17 protein-coding genes and 1 riboswitch are annotated in these 19,979 nt (G+C 31.9%); of the genes, 15 read left to right on the forward strand and 2 right to left on the reverse strand.

What is annotated here, in order from left to right:
• Nucleotides 1–35: 35 nt before the first annotated feature.
• From Q0516_RS10465 to Q0516_RS10525, 13 genes are all read left to right on the forward strand, one after another.
• A complete protein-coding gene (locus Q0516_RS10465; protein ID WP_294467312.1) occupies nt 36–2,933 on the forward strand; it encodes a PTS transporter subunit EIIC in 2,898 nt (965 codons plus the stop codon).
• 114 nt (nt 2,934–3,047) lie between these two features.
• Nucleotides 3,048–3,216, forward strand: a riboswitch (Lysine riboswitch).
• Between the two features lie 163 nt (nt 3,217–3,379).
• Nucleotides 3,380–4,984 (forward strand): Na+/H+ antiporter NhaC family protein, encoded by a 1,605-nt coding sequence (locus tag Q0516_RS10470; protein ID WP_257479863.1) that lies wholly within the window; start codon nt 3,380–3,382, stop codon nt 4,982–4,984.
• Nucleotides 4,985–5,308: 324 nt separating this feature from the next.
• Entirely contained in the window at nt 5,309–8,167 is a 2,859-nt protein-coding gene (locus Q0516_RS10475; protein WP_294467315.1) for a glucosaminidase domain-containing protein, read from the forward strand.
• A 183-nt stretch (nt 8,168–8,350) separates the two neighbouring features.
• On the forward strand, nt 8,351–9,160 hold the full coding sequence (locus Q0516_RS10480) for an amino acid ABC transporter substrate-binding protein (protein WP_294467316.1): 810 nt from the start codon (nt 8,351–8,353) through the stop codon (nt 9,158–9,160).
• Nucleotides 9,161–9,623: 463 nt separating this feature from the next.
• Nucleotides 9,624–10,274, forward strand: a complete 651-nt coding sequence (locus Q0516_RS10485; protein WP_257479865.1) for an amino acid ABC transporter permease — start codon at nt 9,624–9,626, stop codon at nt 10,272–10,274.
• A gap of 11 nt (nt 10,275–10,285) precedes the next feature.
• Nucleotides 10,286–10,969 (forward strand): amino acid ABC transporter ATP-binding protein, encoded by a 684-nt coding sequence (locus Q0516_RS10490; protein ID WP_257479866.1) that lies wholly within the window; start codon nt 10,286–10,288, stop codon nt 10,967–10,969.
• A gap of 82 nt (nt 10,970–11,051) precedes the next feature.
• Entirely contained in the window at nt 11,052–11,468 is a 417-nt protein-coding gene (locus tag Q0516_RS10495; protein ID WP_294467320.1) for a DUF3795 domain-containing protein, read from the forward strand.
• Between the two features lie 69 nt (nt 11,469–11,537).
• Complete coding sequence (locus Q0516_RS10500) at nt 11,538–12,302, forward strand: MerR family transcriptional regulator (protein ID WP_294467322.1); 765 nt, start codon at nt 11,538–11,540, stop codon at nt 12,300–12,302.
• A gap of 47 nt (nt 12,303–12,349) precedes the next feature.
• Nucleotides 12,350–13,066: an ABC transporter ATP-binding protein gene (locus Q0516_RS10505; RefSeq protein ID WP_257479869.1), complete on the forward strand. Its 717-nt coding sequence runs from the start codon at nt 12,350–12,352 to the stop codon at nt 13,064–13,066.
• Between the two features lies 1 nt (nt 13,067).
• Nucleotides 13,068–13,811, forward strand: a complete 744-nt coding sequence (locus Q0516_RS10510) for an ABC transporter permease (RefSeq protein ID WP_294467327.1) — start codon at nt 13,068–13,070, stop codon at nt 13,809–13,811.
• A gap of 154 nt (nt 13,812–13,965) precedes the next feature.
• Nucleotides 13,966–14,388, forward strand: coding sequence for a YjdF family protein (locus Q0516_RS10515; RefSeq protein ID WP_294467329.1), 423 nt, complete (start codon nt 13,966–13,968; stop codon nt 14,386–14,388).
• A gap of 86 nt (nt 14,389–14,474) precedes the next feature.
• Nucleotides 14,475–15,827 carry a 23S rRNA (uracil(1939)-C(5))-methyltransferase RlmD gene (rlmD, locus tag Q0516_RS10520; protein WP_294467331.1) on the forward strand — a complete coding sequence of 451 codons (1,353 nt, stop codon included), beginning with the start codon at nt 14,475–14,477 and terminating at the stop codon, nt 15,825–15,827.
• Between the two features lie 42 nt (nt 15,828–15,869).
• The gene (locus Q0516_RS10525) at nt 15,870–16,712 is read left to right on the forward strand and encodes a bifunctional 2-polyprenyl-6-hydroxyphenol methylase/3-demethylubiquinol 3-O-methyltransferase UbiG (RefSeq protein WP_294467333.1); all 843 of its coding nucleotides are present in this window, start codon (nt 15,870–15,872) and stop codon (nt 16,710–16,712) included.
• A gap of 226 nt (nt 16,713–16,938) precedes the next feature.
• On the opposite strand, the gene Q0516_RS10530 is transcribed toward Q0516_RS10525, so the two are convergent.
• Complete coding sequence (locus Q0516_RS10530) at nt 16,939–17,403, reverse strand: TspO/MBR family protein (protein WP_257479919.1); 465 nt, start codon at nt 17,401–17,403, stop codon at nt 16,939–16,941.
• Between the two features lie 170 nt (nt 17,404–17,573).
• On the opposite strand from Q0516_RS10530, the gene Q0516_RS10535 reads away from it, so the two are divergent.
• Entirely contained in the window at nt 17,574–18,509 is a 936-nt protein-coding gene (locus Q0516_RS10535; RefSeq protein WP_294467336.1) for a DUF1848 domain-containing protein, read from the forward strand.
• A gap of 464 nt (nt 18,510–18,973) precedes the next feature.
• Nucleotides 18,974–19,597: a TMEM175 family protein gene (locus tag Q0516_RS10540; RefSeq protein ID WP_294467338.1), complete on the forward strand. Its 624-nt coding sequence runs from the start codon at nt 18,974–18,976 to the stop codon at nt 19,595–19,597.
• Nucleotides 19,598–19,657: 60 nt separating this feature from the next.
• Here Q0516_RS10540 and Q0516_RS10545 read toward each other — a convergent pair whose 3' ends face one another.
• Complete coding sequence (locus Q0516_RS10545; protein ID WP_294467342.1) at nt 19,658–19,831, reverse strand: hypothetical protein; 174 nt, start codon at nt 19,829–19,831, stop codon at nt 19,658–19,660.
• Nucleotides 19,832–19,979 lie beyond the last annotated feature (148 nt).

The raw sequence follows: 19,979 nt of genomic DNA on the forward strand, positions 1-19,979 counted from the left end.
ATAATTACTTTATATAAAAAAGGGGATATCAACTCATGAAGATGCAGGCACTGAAAAACAAACTTCTTTATTTAGCTGAAAAGTTCGAACAAGTCAAGTTTATCCAAGCCATTAGACGTGGTTTTATATTTATGATACCTATAATAATGGTATATTCATTTTCATCTGTTATACTATCTATTCCTATTCCCGCTTATCAAGCTTGGCTCCAAAGCGCAAATATTAGATTTTTATTTGATATAGTAACTTTATTAAATTCTGCAACTACATCATATTTTTCTATATTACTGGTTTTTTCCATATCCTGGTCTTATGCGGAAATTTTAAATATTAAAAACGGCAAAAGCTTTATTCCATTCGCAGCTTGTGCTTCTTTTTTTCTTATGCTTGGAGTATCAAGTGAAAACTTTGATATTTCATATTTAGGTGCTCCGGGGACTTTTTCGGCTATATTATCCGCTGTTGTATCTGTGAAGTTGTTTGACAAAATCAACAGGCTTAATATTTTAAAAATAAAAGACAGCGATAACTCTTTTATTTTGAATAAAATGATAATTTCCATATTTCCGATAGCGATAATACTTATTATATTTGCGGTGTTCAGTTATATCATTTTTGCTTTAAGCGGCGGAAGTCTTCAAAATATCTTAGCTGATTTATTATATGATTTTTTTCAGCTGATAGGGGTCCATAAGCTTATTCAAGGTATTGTATATATGCTTATGATACAGTCTCTTTGGTTTTTCGGAGTTCATGGGACGTATTTACTATACCAAGTAAATGATGTTTATTTGAATGATTTATTAAATTTAAATATTCAGGCTTTGTCCAATGGACTTGTACCGCATGAAATTGTCAATACTGTGTTCTTGAATTCTTTTGTTAATATTGGAGGCTGCGGTGCTACTTTAGCACTTGTAATAATATTTTTAATAATCAATAAAAAGAAAGAAAATGTTCATAAAATATCAAAATTCGGATTTATACCTTCTCTTTTCAATATAAATGAAATCATAACTTACGGTGTTCCCGTTATTTTTAATCCTATATTTTGTATTCCTTTCCTGATTGCTCCCGTAGTAAATTTAGTAATTAGCTATTTTGCAACCATTATAGGATTTATTCCCGTAATCACACAAAATGTAAACTGGGCTTGTCCTATATTGGTAAGCGGATACCTTTCTACTCAAAGTGTTAATGGTATCATACTTCAAATTGCCCTGATAGTCATTGATATACTTATATATATTCCTTTTGTAAATTTATATAACAGTAAAAAAGAACTGGAAGAGCTGTTTACGGAAAGTGACATAGAAAATATCAAGACTTTAAAAGAGGCTGAACATGATAGAGTTAGGCTGATAAATTCACTCAGTGATATGTACTACGCTGTGTTTGAGCTTAATTTGGAAAGTGAGCAATGTGTAAAAGTTAAAATCAAAGATGAATACGACAGTGACTTTGATATTATAAATAATTTCTTTGAGTATGCGGATTGTTTTATTAAAGAAAATGTATCTGAAGATGAGCAAAAAGATTTACTTGAATTGCTGGATAAAAAGAACTTTATAAAAGCTTTAATCGAACATGAGGGAGTACTTGAAATAGAATATCAATGTAATTATAACGGTAAAAAGATATGGAGCAGGGTAGGTTATATACTATCTGAAATAAAAGATGATAAACCGTATATGGTTACGGTTACCATGAGGAATGTAAGTGATATCAAAACTAAGCAGGAGGCTCATAATCAGGCTTTGAAAGACGCCTATGAAATGGCAAGGAATGCTAATAATGCAAAGACGGATTTCTTATCCAGCATGTCTCATGACATAAGGACTCCTATGAATGCAATAATGGGAATGACGGTCATCGCTAAAAACAATAAGGATAACGCTGAAAAGCTTGATGATTGTTTGGATAAGATTGCGTCTTCTTCCAATCATTTGCTTGATTTAATAAATGATGTGCTTGATATGTCTAAGATCGAAAGCGGGAAAGTAACGTTAAATGAAGAGCCTTTGGATTTGGATGATATTATCGACGATGTATTAAATATTATTTTACCGGCTGCAAGGGATAAGCATATAGCCGTTGAATTGAAAAAAGAGATGCCCCATGCTTTTGTTCTTGGGGATGTTCTTCGTATCAATCAAGTATTTTTAAATATATTAAGCAATGCGGTTAAGTTTACTCCCGAAAATGGAAAAATAGATATTTTGATTAAAGAAATAGAGCCCGAGTATAAAAATTATTACAGTTATGAATTTAGATTTACAGATAACGGTATCGGGATGAGCGATGAGTTCATAAGTAAAATATTCACACCTTTTGCAAGGTCCGAAGAATCAGTTATTAAAAATGTAGAGGGAACCGGTCTTGGTATGTCTATCGTAAAGAATATAGTTGATATGATGAACGGCGAAATTTATGTTAAGAGTAAGCTTAATATTGGAAGTGAATTCACTGTTGTTCTTCATCTAAAGCCTCAGTCTGATATGAAAAGTAAAACAGTTAAAAAGGATAGTGTAGATAATAAAAATTACGATTTTAAAGGTAAGAAAATCCTTATTGTAGAGGATAATAAACTAAATATGGATATAGCTTTTGAAATAATCGGTTACACCGGGGCGAGTATAGAAAAGGCAGAGAATGGGAAAGAGGCTTATGAAAAATATATCATGAAAAAAGAGAATTATTATGATTTGATAATAATGGATATCAGGATGCCGATAATGAACGGATATGAAGCCACGGAAAAAATCAGAAATGCAGGAAGATCTGACAGTAAAACAGTTCCTATAATCGCAATGACGGCAGATGCTTTCAGCGATGATATAAGAAAAGCAAAAGAAGCGGGAATGAATGCTCATATAACCAAACCTTTTGACATCAATAAGCTAATGTCTGCTATGAATGAAATATTAAAATAAGAGGTATCATGCCTCTTATTTTTTAATTAATTGTAAATGATACTTATATTAAGTACCATAATCATTTAAAACTTGACAATAATCGATAAACATGGTAAAAATTAATAGTAAGTGTAAAATGATAGAGGTGCGGTGTTCATCAGTATTATATAATGGAATTGCGGTAATTTTATATAAGAAAGGGGATACTGCCGAAGGGGTTATTTTTACCGAAGAAATAAGTCCTGGTATATTATAGAATATGTAATGTACTGTCACAAAGATGTGGAGCGCTATCCTAAAGCAAATAATTGCCATAAATGCGTTTTACTTTTTTGTATGTCATTTATGGCTTTTTTAGTTGTTGGCAGCGTTTGACTAAAAATGATTTTTATATGTCTTTATTTTTTAATTAAGATAATTCATGAACGTAATGCTGCAAAGTATAAAAATTAAAGGGGTTTAATATGAAATCATCAAAGAAAAAGATCTATACCGGTCTTGCTAGTTTTATTTTTATTATAATGCTGGCTTTTCCGATTTTAGGTGCCGAAGCAAGTGAGGCAAAACCGGCTATGTACGCTACTATATGGTCATTACTTCCTCCTCTTATTGCGATCATACTTGCTTTGATCACCAAAGAAGTTTACAGTTCTCTGTTTATAGGTATTTTAATCGGAGGAGTGTTTTACGCAGGAGGACAATTTGAAGGAACTGTAACACACATACTTAATGACGGGATAGTCAAAGTATTATCGGATAGTTACAATGTGGGGATATTGATATTCCTTGTAATTCTCGGTGCAATGGTTGCACTCATGAACAAGGCGGGCGGTTCCGCCGCATTCGGTAACTGGGCAAGTAAACACATCAAAACCAGAGTAGGCGCACAGCTTGCAACAATCGCACTTGGGGTACTCATATTCGTAGACGATTATTTTAACTGTTTGACAGTCGGCAGCGTTATGCGTCCTATTACGGATAAACATAAAGTTTCCCGTGCAAAACTTGCATATCTTATAGATGCTACCGCAGCACCTGTTTGTATAATTGCTCCTATTTCTTCCTGGGCGGCAGCAGTTACGGGTTTTGTAAAAGGTGCAGACGGCTTTTCCATATTTATAAAGGCAATTCCATATAACTTTTATGCACTTCTTACTATAGTAATGATGATCAGCTTGGTACTTATGAAAGTGGACTTTGGTTCAATGAAGAAGCATGAAGATAATGCTTCAAAGGGAGATTTGCATTCTATATTAAATTCCGGATATGTCGATGAAGTTGAGGACGAAGTAAATGAAAAAGGTAGAGTAATCGACCTTGTGATACCTGTTTTGACTCTAATTGTCTGCTGTTTGATTGGGATGATTTACAGCGGAGGCTTCTTTGAAGGTACAAGCTTTGTAGAGTCTTTCTCTAACAGTGACGCTTCGGTAGGATTATCTCTTGGAAGTATGTTTGCTCTTGTAATAACCATTGCTTTATATGTATTCAGAAAAGTACTTAATTTCAGAGAATGCATGGATTGTATACCGGAAGGATTTAAAGCTATGGTTCCTGCAATCTTGATTTTAACATTTGCATGGTCATTAAAGGCTATGACAGACAGCTTGGGAGCCGGTGTATTCGTTGCAGACTTTGTTCAGCACAGTGCTAAAGGATTTATGAATTTCCTTCCTGCAATCATATTCTTGGTTGGCTGTTTCCTTGCTTTTGCGACAGGTACTTCATGGGGAACATTTGGTATATTGATACCTATAGTCGTTGATGTATTTGCAAATAATCCTACACTTATGATTATTTCCATTTCTGCTTGTATGGCAGGTGCAGTATGCGGAGACCACTGTTCTCCTATTTCAGATACTACTATCATGGCGTCAGCCGGGGCTAGGTGTAATCACGTCAACCATGTATCCACCCAGCTTCCTTATGCTATTACTGCGGCTGTAATATCTTTTGTAACTTACATAGTGGCAGGATTTACACAAAGTGCATTGATATCACTTCCTGTAGGTATAATCTTAATGATTTGTGTATTATATTTCTTTAAGAGAAAAAATGCCAATGCTTAAGTAAATTGTTTAAAGACACCTATATAGGTGTCTTTTTTGTTACCGAAAAGTCCTTAAATACATATGAATTTAATAAATCTAATTTTATCTATGTATATGAAATATTTGGAAATATTCGATAATAAATGTGTTTTTCATATAAAGATATTTGTGTATCAATTATACTAAAAATATTACATGCTAAAGTTATATATTCTGAAAATATAGTGTTTTTGATGATAGTTATGTGATTTTTTATGTATATAATTGATAATTCATGTAAAAATTGGTATATTTAAATCATAAATATGTCGAATTTTAGTTGTTTTAGCAGGAGGTAGTACATTGACAAAATTAAAAAAAATTGCTGGATTTATTATTACTATTCCATTATGTTTTTCGTTGGTATTAGGGCTTGGAAATTATTCGGAAGTCCAAGCTTCAGAGTCTATTCTTAAAGATGAAAATCCAAATCGTTTGGAAGAGATAACCGGTATGGATGAAAATGGAAATGTTTTTGATATTGAAGATAACTCTGATGGAAAAGTAAATAAGAAAAATATTTCTTCTTACAGTTCAAGAAGTACATCTGATAAAATTGTTAATTTTAGAACCAAAGGAAATGCAACAACAAGTTATACCGAAGTTTCCACCGGGGTATCAGGTTATACCAACGGTGCTTACGGAGCAGATGCTGCGTATCTGGGAACGAGTGGCGGCAAGGTCAAATTTATGCTTTCCGGTGTGGTTGGTCAAGTTAATGCAGATCAAGTGCAGATAGTAGATTTTTCAAGTGTAGAATCTTCAAGCTGTTATAAAGTATCATCAGGAAGACTTCTTCATTATATTACTCAGGATATGACAACACCGGGACATGCTACGTCTCTTGATAACGGACCTGCGCCTTCATATTTAAAGAGTTCAACTACGTATTATAGTTATGACGGACATTATTTTTATACCGGTTACAGCAAAATGATTTCTGATTATCAAAATAATACTCGTTCTAATTCTGTAAATAAGGATGATCCTTATTATAATTATTACCAGTATCTTCCTCTTAGAAGTAAGATCAATTATAGCAGCAGTGCTTTTAATACATTGATAAATAATAAAGTAAGTTCTTCTTCCAAGATGAAGAATACCGCATCTACCTTTATTAAGTATCAAAATGAATATGGTGTAAACGCTCTTGTTATGGCAGGAGTAGCGGGAAATGAAAGTGCTTGGGGAACAAGCTCTATATGTAAAGATAAGAATAATCTTTTTGGCCTTAATGCAGTGGACTCATCTCCCGGAACCAGTGCCAATACATACGCAAGTATAGATGAATGTATTAAACAATTTGCTGAATCTTATATGTCTAAAGGATATTTAGACCCTTCTGATTGGAGAAGTAAGGGAGGGTTTTTGGGTAATAAAGGAAGCGGTATTAACGTAAGTTATGCTTCTGACCCTTATTGGGGAGAAAAAGCTGCAAATCTTGCTTGGACATTGGATAAAAACGGTAGTAATAAAGATTACGGAAAATATACGATAGGGATAAAGGATACGATATGCACAACTCATAACAGTGTTAATGTAAGAAATAGTGCGAGTACTTCATCAAGTTCTAAGATACTTTATAATACTGGTACACATTCAAATTATGCAGTTTTGCTTTTAAATACAAAAGCTGTAAACTCCTTCTATAAAATACAAAGTGATGCAGTATTAAATTCCGGAAGAACTGATTTGAGTACATCCGGAAAATACGATTATGATAATATGTATGCATATATATCATCTGATTATGTAAAAATCGTACATAAGGGAGATGAAATAGAAGAGGCGGCTAAATCTCTGTCTTCAATTTCAATAACGACTCCTCCGAATAAAATCTCTTATAATGAAGGTGAAAAATTTGATGCTTCGGGTATGGTGGTAAAGGCTAAATGGAGCGACGGTTCAACAAGCGATGTAACCAAGAGTATCAAGTATTCTACGGATACTTTGAGTGCAGGTACGACTAGTATTACAATTAAATATACATATGACGGTGTTACCAAGAGTGCAACTCAAAAGATAATCGTAAAAGAAAATATTAAAGTTACTGTCGATAAAGTATCTGTAAATCCTTCTAAAATAGATTTATACAGAGGAGACAGCATGACTTTTGGAGTTTCTGTAACTGGTGAAGGAAATCCTTCCCAAAGTGTAAAATGGAGTGTAAGCGGACAAAATAGCAGTGATACGAAAATAAGCAGTGTGGGATCGTTAAGTATTTCAAAAGATGAAAGTGCTGAAACTCTTACTGTTAAAGCTACTTCCACTATTGATACTTCAAAAAGTGCCGCAGCAACAGTAAACGTAAAAGTAAAGGATGATACTCCGGAAGTTACCGATCCTGATAAAGACCCTTCTGATAACAATGAACAAGGGGGAAGTGATATAGAAAATCCCGATGAAAATGTTACTGAAGATAAAAGTCAAAAGCTTGAAGATGATAAAAATGGTATATGGGTTGAAGGATTACTTCCTGAGAACACTGATTTATCTGTAAAAGAGATCGGTAAGGATAATGAAAATTATGATGAATTAATCGAACAAGTAAAAGGTAATACTATACTTGGTGTTTATGATATATCTTTAAGCAATGAATTATCAGAAGGTAAAAGTATCAAGCTTGGTTTTAATGTAGATGAAAAATATAACGGAGAAGATGTAATAATTCTTCATTATAAGGAAAACGATGGTATTACTTTTACAGAAACTTATAAATCAACAGTAGAAGACGGTAAAGTTTCTATAGACGTCAGTGGATTTTCGCCTTACGTTATAGCGTTGGACGATGCTGAGAATAATACAAATACTAATGGCAATATTGATAGTGATAAAAACAGTGATACTTCTTGTGACAATACCGGTAACAAAGGGACAAGTAGTATAGATAAAAACGAAAGTGACGATTCTGCAGTAACCGATAAAAATGATGGTAATGAAACTTCTTCTGTATCGGAAGAAAAATCTATAAAAAACAGTTCAGATTCTGTAGGTCATTCCTCTGAGAAAGAAGATTCTTCAAGTAATAAAGATAATGTTAAATCAGTAAAAACAGCAGATGAAGGAAATCTCGGCTTATGGCATTTTCTATTTACAGTTTCTTCAATTTCGGCTTTAACCGTTATGTATATTCTTTTAAAAAAGAAAAAATTCAATAAATAATTTAGATTATTTGTGGTAGATTGAAAGAAGGTAACTTTAAAGTTATCTTCTTTTTTTATATATATCAAAACTTTAATTTAATAAATATTTTGAATATTGAAAAAAATGTGAGATTATGCTAATATAAAAGAGCTTAAGTATTTTAGGCGTATAAAATTTTAAGGGTGAAAGGATATTAAGATTATGAAAAAGAAATTAGCTTTGGTACTTGCTTTATTCATGGTAGCCGGACTTACTTTATTCGGATGCGGAAGCAAAGACGAAAATGCAAAAAATGATGACAAAACATTTGTGGTAGGATTCGATGCGGAATTCCCTCCATACGGTTATAAAGATGATGACGGAAACTATATAGGTTTTGACCTTGATTTAGCTCAGGAAGTTTGTGATCGTAACGGTTGGACGCTGAAAAAACAACCTGTTGACTGGGATTCAAAGGATATGGAAATCGATTCCGGAACGATTGATTGTATTTGGAACGGATTTACAATGAACGGAAGAGAAGATGATTATACATGGACAAAACCATACATAGATAATAAGCAAATAATAGTAGTAAATAAGAAAACAGGGATCAAAAATTTCAAAGGTCTTAAAGGTAAAACTGTAGAAACTCAAAAAGATTCTTCTGCACTTGCTGCACTACAGGGAGATCAAAAGAAACTGGCTTCTACTTTTGCTACTTTGACCGAAGTTGCGGATTATAATTCTGCATTTATGGATCTTGAATCAGGTGCATGTGATGCTATAGCAATGGATATAGGCGTTGCAAATTATCAAATAAATTCAAGAAAGAATGCTTCTGATTTTATGGTACTTGATGAAGTTATTTCTTCAGAAAAATATGCGGTCGGTTTCAAAAAAGGTAATACCGAACTTAGAGATAAAGTACAAAAAACTTTGGATGAAATGGCTAAAGACGGAACAGTAAATAAGATTGCAGATAAATATGCAGACTTCGGTGTTCCGGGTTCACTTTGTATCGGTAAATAGTTTATATATGTGTTATTTTAATAACATAAAAAGAATATAAATGATTAAATTTATATTTAACAGATATCTATTAAAAGTTAAATATAACGATAATAAAAAGAGAATAAAAAATTTACATATATTGAGTATTTATATTTAAAGTATATTACGAGTTTATATAAAAGTGAAGAATTATAAATTTGCTTTTGTTATTTATTTAATTGAGAATTAGTTATGGATTTGGCATGATGAGTGTTGTTTTTTATAAGTACTATTAAATTGTTTGGGTGAAATTTGTTATGGGATAGGGTTTTAATATTTTTTGTTTTATGGTGATTTGGCTTAGATAATGGACTTATCAATATAAAAAATATTATAATTTAAATAGTGTAATTATGAAAAATATGATTTTTAAAGCATTTATAATAGACGTATGTAGAAGAGTAATAAATAAGCTTGAAAAAGTATTTAGGAGTATAACTGTATGAATTTAGGAGCAATGTTTACCGATTTAAGCAGCGGTATGGTAACATCTATAGAAATATTTGTGCTTACCTTGCTTTTTTCCCTTCCTCTTGGGCTGATAGTTGCCTTTGGAAGGATGTCAAAAATAGCACCTATAAGGTGGCTGTTTAAAATTTATATATCTATAATGAGAGGAACCCCCCTTATGTTACAGCTTATGGTTGTATTTTGGGGACCGTATTATATATTCGGTATGCAGATTTCCAGCAGTTATAGAATGGTTGCGGTACTTATAGGATTTGCCGTGAACTATGCTGCTTATTTTGCGGAAATATACAGAGGAGGTATAGAATCTATGCCCGACGGACAGTATGAAGCCGCAAAATTACTCGGATATAATAAGTTTCAGACCTTCTTTATTATCATATTCCCACAGGTAATAAAGAGGATCCTTCCCGCTACGACAAACGAAGTCATAACTTTGGTAAAGGATACTTCATTATCTTTCGTCATAGCGATACCCGAAATGTTTACTATGGCGAAACAAATCGCTGCTGCACAGTCTTCGGTTGCTGCTTTTATTGCTGCGGGACTGTTCTATTACATATTTAACTTCATCGTTGCCTTTATAATGGAAGGTATAGAAAAGAAGTTAAGCTATTATAAATAAGGAGGAATATCATGAGTTTACTTGAAATGAAAAATATTAAAAAGAGTTTTGATGATGTAGAAGTATTAAAAGATATTTCTCTAAAAGTAGAAAAGGGTGAGGTTCTTTGTATAATCGGTCCTTCGGGGTCCGGTAAATCCACTCTTTTAAGGTGTGCGACTAACCTTGAAACAAAAGACAGCGGAGAGATAAATTATCAGGGAAGTTACGGACTTGTATTCCAAAATTTCAATTTATTCCCTCATCATACTGTTATGAAGAATATAGTAAATGCTCCTTTAAAAGTTCAGAAGAGAGATAAAGACGAAGTCTATAAAGAAGCAAAGTCGCTTCTTAAAAAAATGGGTCTTGAAGATAAAGAGAATGCTTATCCCTGCGAATTGTCAGGCGGACAGCAGCAGAGGGTATCTATTGCAAGGGCGCTTGCCATGAACCCCGACATTTTGTTTTTTGATGAACCGACATCGGCTTTGGATCCCGAGCTTACGGGAGAGATACTCAAAGTCATAAAGGACTTGGCGGCAGAGGACATGACCATGGTCATAGTTACTCATGAGATGAATTTTGCAAAGAATGTTGCAGACTATATAATATTTATGGAAAATGGATATATAGTTGAACAGGGAAGCCCTGACGAAGTCTTTGCTTCTAAAAATTTAAGGATGAAAGAATTCCTCGGTAAATTTGAAAATTAATAATTATTAAGGTGTGATTTAATATCGCACCTTTTTTTATTTTATTTGTTTTATGATATAATTCGCTAAAGGAGATTATGCTATGAAAATGTATGAAGTATTAGATGAAATAATGTTTTCACCATGCGGGATGAACTGCATGGTCTGTTACAGACACTGTTTCAGTAAAAGAGCATGCGATGGCTGTTTAAAAGGGGACAGGTATAAACCGAACCACTGTAGAATTTGTAAAATCAAAGATTGTGTAAAAGAAAAAGAATATTCTTACTGTTATGAATGCGGTGATTTTCCATGTAAACTTATAAAAAATTTAGAGAGAAGCTATAAAAAATATAAGGTAAGTTTGATAGAAAACAACCTAAATGTCAGAGAAAAAGGAATTGAAGTATTTATCCTTGAACAGAGAGAAAAATATAAGTGCAGTGAGTGCGGTGGGATAATATCCGTTCATGACAGGATTTGCAGTGAATGTAAAAAAGATTATGACGAAATACTTTGATATTTAAAACCCTCCACTATATCACCTAAGTTTGAATAGATGATAAAATGTTCTAAAAGGAGGTTATTAATGAAGATTTATAAAACATCTGAGATTGCAAAAATAGTTGGGATACATCCGAATACCGTAAGGCTTTATGAAGAAATAGGCTTTATTCCTAAAGTAAACAGGCTCGAAAACGGATATAGAGTATTTACGGATTTACATATCAGACAGTTTAAAATTGCCAGAAGAGCTTTAAATATAGAGGTTTTACAAAATGGTCTTAGGAAGAAAGCAATAGAAATCATAAAAACTTCTGCCAAAATGAATTATGATAAATCATTAATTTTAGTAAAAGAATATCTGAATCAGATAGATATGGAAATTAAAAATGCGGAAGAAGCCATTGGAATAACCAATAAGCTTTTAAAAGAAGGCTATGAAGAAGGCGGAAAAGTCCTAAAAAGAAAAGAAGTATCCGCTCTTCTCGATATTTCCATAGATACCTTGCGAAACTGGGAAATGAACGGACTGATAAAGGTAAAGAGGAAAGAAAACGGATATAGGATATATAATGATGAAGATATAAAAAGACTTAAAATAATTCGAACCTTGAGATGTGCAAATTATTCTTTGTCTTCGATTTTAAGAATGCTTAATGAACTGTCTGCTGATCCTGATATAGATATAAAAGAAGTAATAGGGATGAGAGAGAACGATGAAGATATAATCACAGCTTGTGATAAACTCCTTAAGTCTTTGAGTGAGTCAAAGAAAAATGCGTTGATTATAAAAAAGGAAATTATCAAACTTAAAACTGAATATAAAAAACCCTCCACTTTAACACCATAGTTTTATATGGTGTTATTATTTTGTAAAAATATAGGAGGAAATATATATTGGAAAAAACTATTGAAGTTAAAAATTTAAGCAAAAGTTATAACGGAGTCAGTGTAGTAAAAAGTCTTAGCTTTGATGTAAAAAAAGGAGAAGTGTTCGGACTGCTAGGTGCTAACGGAGCGGGTAAGAGTACTACGATAGAATGTATACTGGGTACTCGTCCCATGGACAGCGGCAGTGCGTTTATTCTGGGTATGGAAGCAAAAAGCGAGAGGAAGAAAATATTTGAAGCGGTCGGAGTTCAATTTCAGGAGACAAATTATCCGGATAAGATAAAAGTATGGGAACTTTGTGAAGAGACAGAAAGTCTTTACAAAAATACAAAGGATTATAATATCCTTTTAAAAGAGTTCGGATTATATGATAAGAGGAAAAATTATATTGCCGAACTTTCCGGAGGTCAAAAACAGAAGCTGTTTATAGTTTTGGCGCTGATACCGGATCCTAAAGCGGTTTTTTTAGACGAACTTACCACTGGACTGGATACAAAGGCGAGGAGAGATGTTTGGAAATGTCTTCTTGATTTAAAGAAAAAAGGACTTACGATTTTCCTTACATCCCATTTTATGGATGAAGTCGAAGAACTTTGTGATAATATTTTGATACTAAAAAACGGAAAGGAAGTTTATAGCGGAAGTGTAGATGATGCCGTTAAAAACAGTCCTTATGAAGATTTTGAAGATGCGTATTTATGGTATTCAGGGGAGGAGAATTAACATGAAAACATTTGGTAAAATGCTCAAGACGGAGTTTCAATTATCATTAAGGGGAATGGATATGTTTATTTTTTCAATATGCATGCCTCTTGTTATACTGGTTGTTTTGGGTTTGGTGTTGGGAGATAAACCGGCTTATGAGGGAGCTGATTATACATTTTTATCACAGTCCTTCGGTTCAATCTCTACTATCGGGATATGTGCCGGAGGATTGATGGGACTTCCGTTGGTAATTTCAGATTACAGGAATAAGAAGATACTCAAGAGATTTAAAGTAACCCCCATAAGTCAAGTCACTATTTTACTGGTGCAGGTAAGTATTTATGTAATATATTCTTTTGTATCCTTGATACTGATTTATATTTGTTCATCACTGTTCTTCGACTTTGAAATCAAGGGCTCAATATTTGCTTTTCTTGGCGGATTTACCCTTGTGATGTTTACGATGTTCAGTATAGGGATAATGGTAGGAGGTATTGCTCCAAATACTCAGACGGCTTCGGTAATTGCCAGCATCTTATATTTCCCTATGCTTATATTTTCCGGAGCAACCCTTCCTTATGAAATAATGCCTAAAGTCATGCAGGATGTTGTCAATTTTTTGCCTCTGACACAGGGGATAAAGATATTGAAAGCGGCTGTGCTCGGTTTGGAATTTCAAAATGTATTACTGCCTTTTATTATTATGGTAGGTATTATGACAGTATGCAGTGTAATTTCAATAAGGTATTTTAGGTGGGAATAATATTCATCTTGACATTACATAAATAAATGGATAATATTTAAGTTGCAAAGATAAAAACACTGTTCGGTTGGTAGTCCGGACGTAACTATAGTTATAAGTAACCTGCCTCCTTGGTTGTCCCTTCTTTGTTAATACAAATTAAGGAGGGATTTCTTTGGATGAAGTCAAATCAAAGCTTACTGTTTTCTTTGAAGATCCGTTTTACGTGGGGGTCATCGAAAGAAAATACAAGAAGAGACTGGAAGTTGTTAAAGTGACTTTCGGCAAAGAACCGACCGACGGGGAAATATTGGAATATTTAAATAATAATTATTCCAAACTTAAATTTATTAAGGCTGATGATACTTATATTAAAAAAGACATTAGTGAACTAAGCCCTAAAAGATTAAAGCGTATGGTCGGTAAGGAAATGAAGAAGAAGAGTATTTCTACAAAATCTCAGGATTTACTTAAAAAGCAGTATGAAGAAAGAAAGCTTGAAGTCAAGAGTAAAAACAGAGAAGAGAAAAAACAAAAAGAAGAAAGACTTTTTGAACTCAGACAGATGAAAAAGAAGAAAAAACACAAGGGGAGATGACCCTTGTGTTTTTTTGTTATAAAGTTTTACTTTTTTCTGCTTATAATGTAAAATATATTAATGAATTTGAATTAAATGAGGTAAACATGAAGAAAAAAGATATTATTGAACTTAATATAACAGAAAAGATTTCTATGGAAAAATCCATGGGATTTTATGAGGATAAAAAAGTTATTGTAAAGGGAGGACTACCGGGGCAGACTGCGGAAGTGTTCGTAAAGAAAGTAAGAAAGAACAGAGCCGAAGGGAATATAAACAGCATAATAAAAAAGGCGGACTATGAAATAGAGCCTATGTGCGATAAATTCAATGTCTGCGGAGGATGTTCTTTTCAAAATATAACTTACGAAAAACAGCTTGAGTTTAAAGAAGATTATATAAAAGGCTTATTCGATAAGACGGGAATTGAATACAAAGAGTTTCTTCCTATCCTTTCTTCTCCGAAAGATACGGAGTATCGTAATAAGATGGAGTTTTCTTTCGGGGATATGGAAAAGGACGGTCCACTTTGCCTTGGTATGCATGAAAAGGGAAAACATCATAATATAGTCTCAACCGATAACTGTCATATAGTTGATAAAGATTACAGAAGTATACTAAATATGACGCTAAAATATTTTACCGATAAGAAAATAAAGCATTACAATAAATTTTCAAAAGAGGGTACACTTCGCCATTTGGTTATCAGGAAAGCTATGTATACCGGGCAGATACTTGTGAATCTAGTTACCACATCACAGGAAAAAATAAATATAAACGAGTACAAAGATTTGCTTCTTGATTTAAATTTAGACGGAGAAATAGTCGGAATTCTTCATACTATAAATGACTCTTTTTCCGATGCCGTAATAGCAGATAAAGTAAAACTAATTTATGGAAAAGATTATATAATGGAAAAATGCTTGGGACTTGATTTTAAGATTTCTGCATTTTCATTCTTTCAGACCAATACTTTAGGAAGTGAAGTGCTATACTCCGTAGTCAAAGATTTTATAGGCGAAGAAGATAATGATGTGATTTTGGATTTATACTGCGGAACCGGAACGATAACTCAGATTTTAAGCGACAAAGCAAGAGAAGTCTACGGGATAGAAATAGTCAAAGAAGCTATTGACGCGGCAAAGATAAATGCACAGCTCAACGGTATAGACAACTGTAAATTTATTTGCGGAGATGTTCTCGAAGAAGTAGATAAAATAGATGTAAAATCCGACCTTATAATTTTGGATCCTCCACGTGCTGGAATTCATCCAAAGGCAATAGATAAAATTATTTCTTTTAAGCCCGATAAGTTCGTATACGTAAGCTGTAAAGCCACATCTCTAATCAGGGATTTACCTTTCTTTATCGAAGCGGGATATGAAGTGGAAAAAATAAGAGCGGTGGATATGTTCCCTCAGACGGGGCATGTGGAGACGGTGGTGTTACTTAATAAATAAATAAATATAAAATTAAAATAAATTATTTAAAGGAACTCAACCATGAGCAATACAAATAAAAAACTAATAAACTACATAAAGAATAAACCTGATGTATATGAAAAGAGCACATCAGCGTTTTGGAATGATGAAAATATTTCTAAATATATGTTAAAAGAGCATTTAAATCCAAAGTCCGAAGGTGCGACCAGGAATCATGAGTTTATAAAGAAATCAGCTGATTGGATCAGCGGATTATTAAGTGTCACTAAAAATAAAAAGTTATTGGATTTAGGTTGCGGACCTGGGATATATGATGAACTATTTTGTAAAAAAGGATTTAATGTTACAGGAGTAGATTTTTCAAAACGTTCAATTGAATATGCGAAAAAGCATGCAAAAGAAAAGGGTATGGATATAGAATATCATTATCAAAATTATTTGGATATAGATTATGAAGCTGAGTTTGATATTGCGATTTTGATTTACTGTGACTTAGGAGTTCTACATCCTAAAGACAGAGCTGTAATATTAAATAAAACAAGGAAAGCTTTGAAGAAAGATGGCATTTTGATTTTAGACGGATTTACAAAGAAATTTATTGATGATTTTGAAGAGAAAGAAATTATTGAATACAATAAAAAGGGTTTTTGGTCGGAGAAAGAACATGTGTGTATTCAGCGAAATTATATATATAAAGAAACGTTAAATACTTTAGAACAGTATTTGATTCTAACCGAAGAAAATCTTGAATGCTATAATATTTGGAATCAGGTATATACAAAAGATTCTATAGTTTCCGAAATTAAAAATGCGGGATTTAGATATATTGATTTATATGATGATGTCACAGGTAAGTCTTATTCAGGCACCAGTGAAACTATCTGCGCTGTTGCTTGGAAGTAGAATACTGTTTTATTGGCTTTATTTGTTACAGTTAAAAGGTTTATTATATTTTAAAATAATATATTTGTATTTTAATTACTTATATATAGATAATTAGGAAATTTTTAAAGAATTGATATTTAAATTATATATTTGTACTTAGTGTAGTATAGTTATTACTTAAAATTTATTAATATATATGATTAAAACAAAAAAGAATAAGCTCAAAACTTATCCTTTTTTTATTTTAATTCAAAATAAACACCATAAAATTCAGATACCCCGCAAAAGTGACCCAAAGTAAATATGGGATTTGCAGATATCCTGCCAGTGGTTTGATTTCTTTGAATGTTATAATCATCTTTATTATTAAAGCCCATAAAGCAATCAGTATTATAAAAGCCAAAAAGAAATTTCTCATATTAAAAAATACTATCGTCCAAAGAAAGTTAAGTACCAGCTGAAGGGCATATGTCCTGAGAGCTTCTGTCCTTGTGCTTGAATCTGATATAATTATAAAATATGCTCCTATTCCCATTAAAATATATAAAATCGTCCATACGATTGGAAATATAAATCCCGGCGGGGATAGTGGGGGAAGATTTAAATGTTTATATATGACCATGCTTTTACTTGTCAATAACCCCGCAAGTCCTCCCGTTAGAAGAGGTATAAGTATGGATATTATCAAAGTTTTTATATTGTTTTTCATTTTATGCTCCTATATGTAGAAATATCGTTATTATAATTTATGTAATTAATTCCAAAATATAATAGTTTTAAATATAAAATAAGATTTTAATTTTCATATGTTTGAAAATTGAATTAATGTAAATGATAAATGTGTTATCATATTAAAAAATAAGAGAGTGAGTTTGTAAAATGATCATAAGTGCCAGCAGGAGGACGGATATACCAAGTTACTATTCCGATTGGTTTATAAATAGGATTAAAGACGGATATGTGTATATCAGAAATCCGTTTAATAAAAAGCAAATAAGCAAAGTCAGCCTATCCAAAGATGCAGTGGACTGCATAGTCTTTTGGACTAAAAATCCTAAGAATATGATAGATAAGCTTGATGAACTCAACGGTTATGATTATTATTTTCAGTTTACTTTGACATCTTACGGGAAGGATATAGAGCCTAATTTACCTAATAAGAGCGAAGAACTGATATCTGTATTTAAAAGATTATCCTATAAGATAGGAAAAGATAAAGTAATTTGGAGATATGACCCTATTTTACTGAGTGATAAATATGACAAGGAATATCATTTGAGAGCTTTTGAAAAAATATCAAATAATTTAAAAGGATATACCAATAAGGTAATTATAAGTTTTATTGATTTATATGATAAGACTATAAGAAATACCAAAGATTTGAATTTGAAAGAACTAAATAAAGAAGATATGATGTTCTTTGCAAAAAATTTATCTATAACAGCAAAAAAAAATAATATGATGATTGAAACATGTGCTGAAGAAATTGATTTAAGTGAATTTGGAGTAGGGCACGGTCACTGCATAGATAAGGACTTGATTGAAAATATTATTGGCTGTAAAATTAAAGCAAATAAAAATAAAAATCAAAGACCTATATGCGGATGTATGGAAAGCATTGATATTGGTTCATATAATACATGTTTGAACGGATGCAGATATTGTTATGCTAATTTTAGTAAAAATATGGTAGTGGATAATCTTAAATTATATGACGTTGCTTCTCCAATATTATGTGATGAAATAAGGGAAGGTGACAAAATATATGAAAGAAGAGTTGAATCTTTAAAAGAAAATCAAATGAGCTTACTGTAATAACGAATTATATTAACGTAAATCGGGTTTTGAAATGTATTCCGATTTTGATATATATTCCGCATTTGTACATAGATCGTTCAAGCTATGAATATAATCGTTTTGGTCATGCAGTCCAAGTTGTACCGAAGTAGGCAAAGACAAGAAGTATTTTCTGGAACTGGAGCTTGATGCTATCAAGTCATTTAAATTTTTATATCTCATTTTTTATCACCTCATAAATATTTTTAGCTGATTTAAATGTGATATTCTTAAGTTTTGAACTTGCTATAAATTACTATTTTAAATAATAAATAATTGAATGAAAGAAGATAAATTATCTTCTTTTTTATTTTAATATTTATAAACAATTAAAAAGGTACCTTTATATATTGACTTTAACAAAATAATATGTATACTAGATAAATAAGGTACCTTATTAAATTGGAAATGATTTTTTAAAAATTAATAATAGGAGATAATATATGAAAATATCGGTTTCGAGACTGGAAGGATTTTCGGATGCGTTGATCGCAATAGTAATGACGTTAATGGTTTTGGAGATACCTCTTCCGAGTATTATAAATTTAGATACGATGTTTGGATTTTTAAAATCTATTTTAATATATTTTGCAAGCTTTATAATCGTAGGTTCGCAGTGGAACAGACATCATAAAATGCTTGATGATATAGAATATGTGTCAAATAGTTTCGTATGGAAAAATATAGTTTGGCTGTTTACTCTTTCTTTGATCCCATTATTCATGAAGTGGGTATTGATTTATCCTAAATCGGTCATACCCGCACTTTTATATGCGTTTATATATTTATTAAATGATTTTATTATGAGAGTATTATTTATAAATATATTAAAAGAAAAGAATGGCTCGTTATTTATTAGAAAATTTAAAAGGGACAGAAATAAAACCGATATTAAAAGACTTTTATTGATGGTTTTTTATATAGTTTTAGTCTTTTCCATTGCTGCTGTTATCTCTGAGGCTTCTATCGTATTATTTATTATCTTGCCTGTGATAATGTCGTTAAGTAATATATTCAAAGATGAGAATGAATTTCCCCTTAGCAGAGAGAGGATTTTATTGAAATAATAAATAATGAAAAGGATATAGGCTTTATCTATATCCTTTAGGGGAAAATGAAATTTATAATTATACCCATCCAAATATTATGGATAATGGATACATAACTAATGTAACGCTTATCATAACTCCTATGATTATAAAGCTCGGTATGCATATTGCAGCTAATATATATGATATATAGGGATGTATCATAATATTTCTTTCTTCATTATTCTTTAAAGTAAAATTTAAATGTTTCATCTTTTTTCACTTCCTTTTTACATTTACTATTATATCCGTTTATGCATTAAGATAGTGTTCAGCTGTCTATTGATACCATTAAGATTGTATAAAAAATTTTATCTTTTAAATTATTCATTTAGAATTAATCCTACCCTTCAAGGAATAC

Source organism: uncultured Anaerofustis sp., from assembly GCF_938029165.1.
Classification (GTDB): domain Bacteria; phylum Bacillota; class Clostridia; order Eubacteriales; family Anaerofustaceae; genus Anaerofustis.

Excerpts from the sequence above, each read along its gene's own strand:
- Q0516_RS10495 (WP_294467320.1), top strand. The coding sequence starts at position 11,052 with ATGAAAATGTATGAAGTATTAGATGAAATAATGTTTTCACCATGCGGG.
- Q0516_RS10530 (WP_257479919.1), bottom strand. The coding sequence starts at position 17,403 with ATGAAAAACAATATAAAAACTTTGATAATATCCATACTTATACCTCTT.
- Q0516_RS10545 (WP_294467342.1), bottom strand. The coding sequence starts at position 19,831 with ATGAAACATTTAAATTTTACTTTAAAGAATAATGAAGAAAGAAATATT.
- Q0516_RS10490 (WP_257479866.1), top strand. The coding sequence starts at position 10,286 with ATGAGTTTACTTGAAATGAAAAATATTAAAAAGAGTTTTGATGATGTA.
- Q0516_RS10500 (WP_294467322.1), top strand. The coding sequence starts at position 11,538 with ATGAAGATTTATAAAACATCTGAGATTGCAAAAATAGTTGGGATACAT.
- Q0516_RS10470 (WP_257479863.1), top strand. The coding sequence starts at position 3,380 with ATGAAATCATCAAAGAAAAAGATCTATACCGGTCTTGCTAGTTTTATT.
- Q0516_RS10480 (WP_294467316.1), top strand. The coding sequence starts at position 8,351 with ATGAAAAAGAAATTAGCTTTGGTACTTGCTTTATTCATGGTAGCCGGA.
- rlmD (WP_294467331.1), top strand. The coding sequence starts at position 14,475 with ATGAAGAAAAAAGATATTATTGAACTTAATATAACAGAAAAGATTTCT.
- Q0516_RS10465 (WP_294467312.1), top strand. The coding sequence starts at position 36 with ATGAAGATGCAGGCACTGAAAAACAAACTTCTTTATTTAGCTGAAAAG.
- Q0516_RS10485 (WP_257479865.1), top strand. The coding sequence starts at position 9,624 with ATGAATTTAGGAGCAATGTTTACCGATTTAAGCAGCGGTATGGTAACA.
- Q0516_RS10510 (WP_294467327.1), top strand. The coding sequence starts at position 13,068 with ATGAAAACATTTGGTAAAATGCTCAAGACGGAGTTTCAATTATCATTA.
- Q0516_RS10535 (WP_294467336.1), top strand. The coding sequence starts at position 17,574 with ATGATCATAAGTGCCAGCAGGAGGACGGATATACCAAGTTACTATTCC.
- Q0516_RS10525 (WP_294467333.1), top strand. The coding sequence starts at position 15,870 with ATGAGCAATACAAATAAAAAACTAATAAACTACATAAAGAATAAACCT.
- Q0516_RS10540 (WP_294467338.1), top strand. The coding sequence starts at position 18,974 with ATGAAAATATCGGTTTCGAGACTGGAAGGATTTTCGGATGCGTTGATC.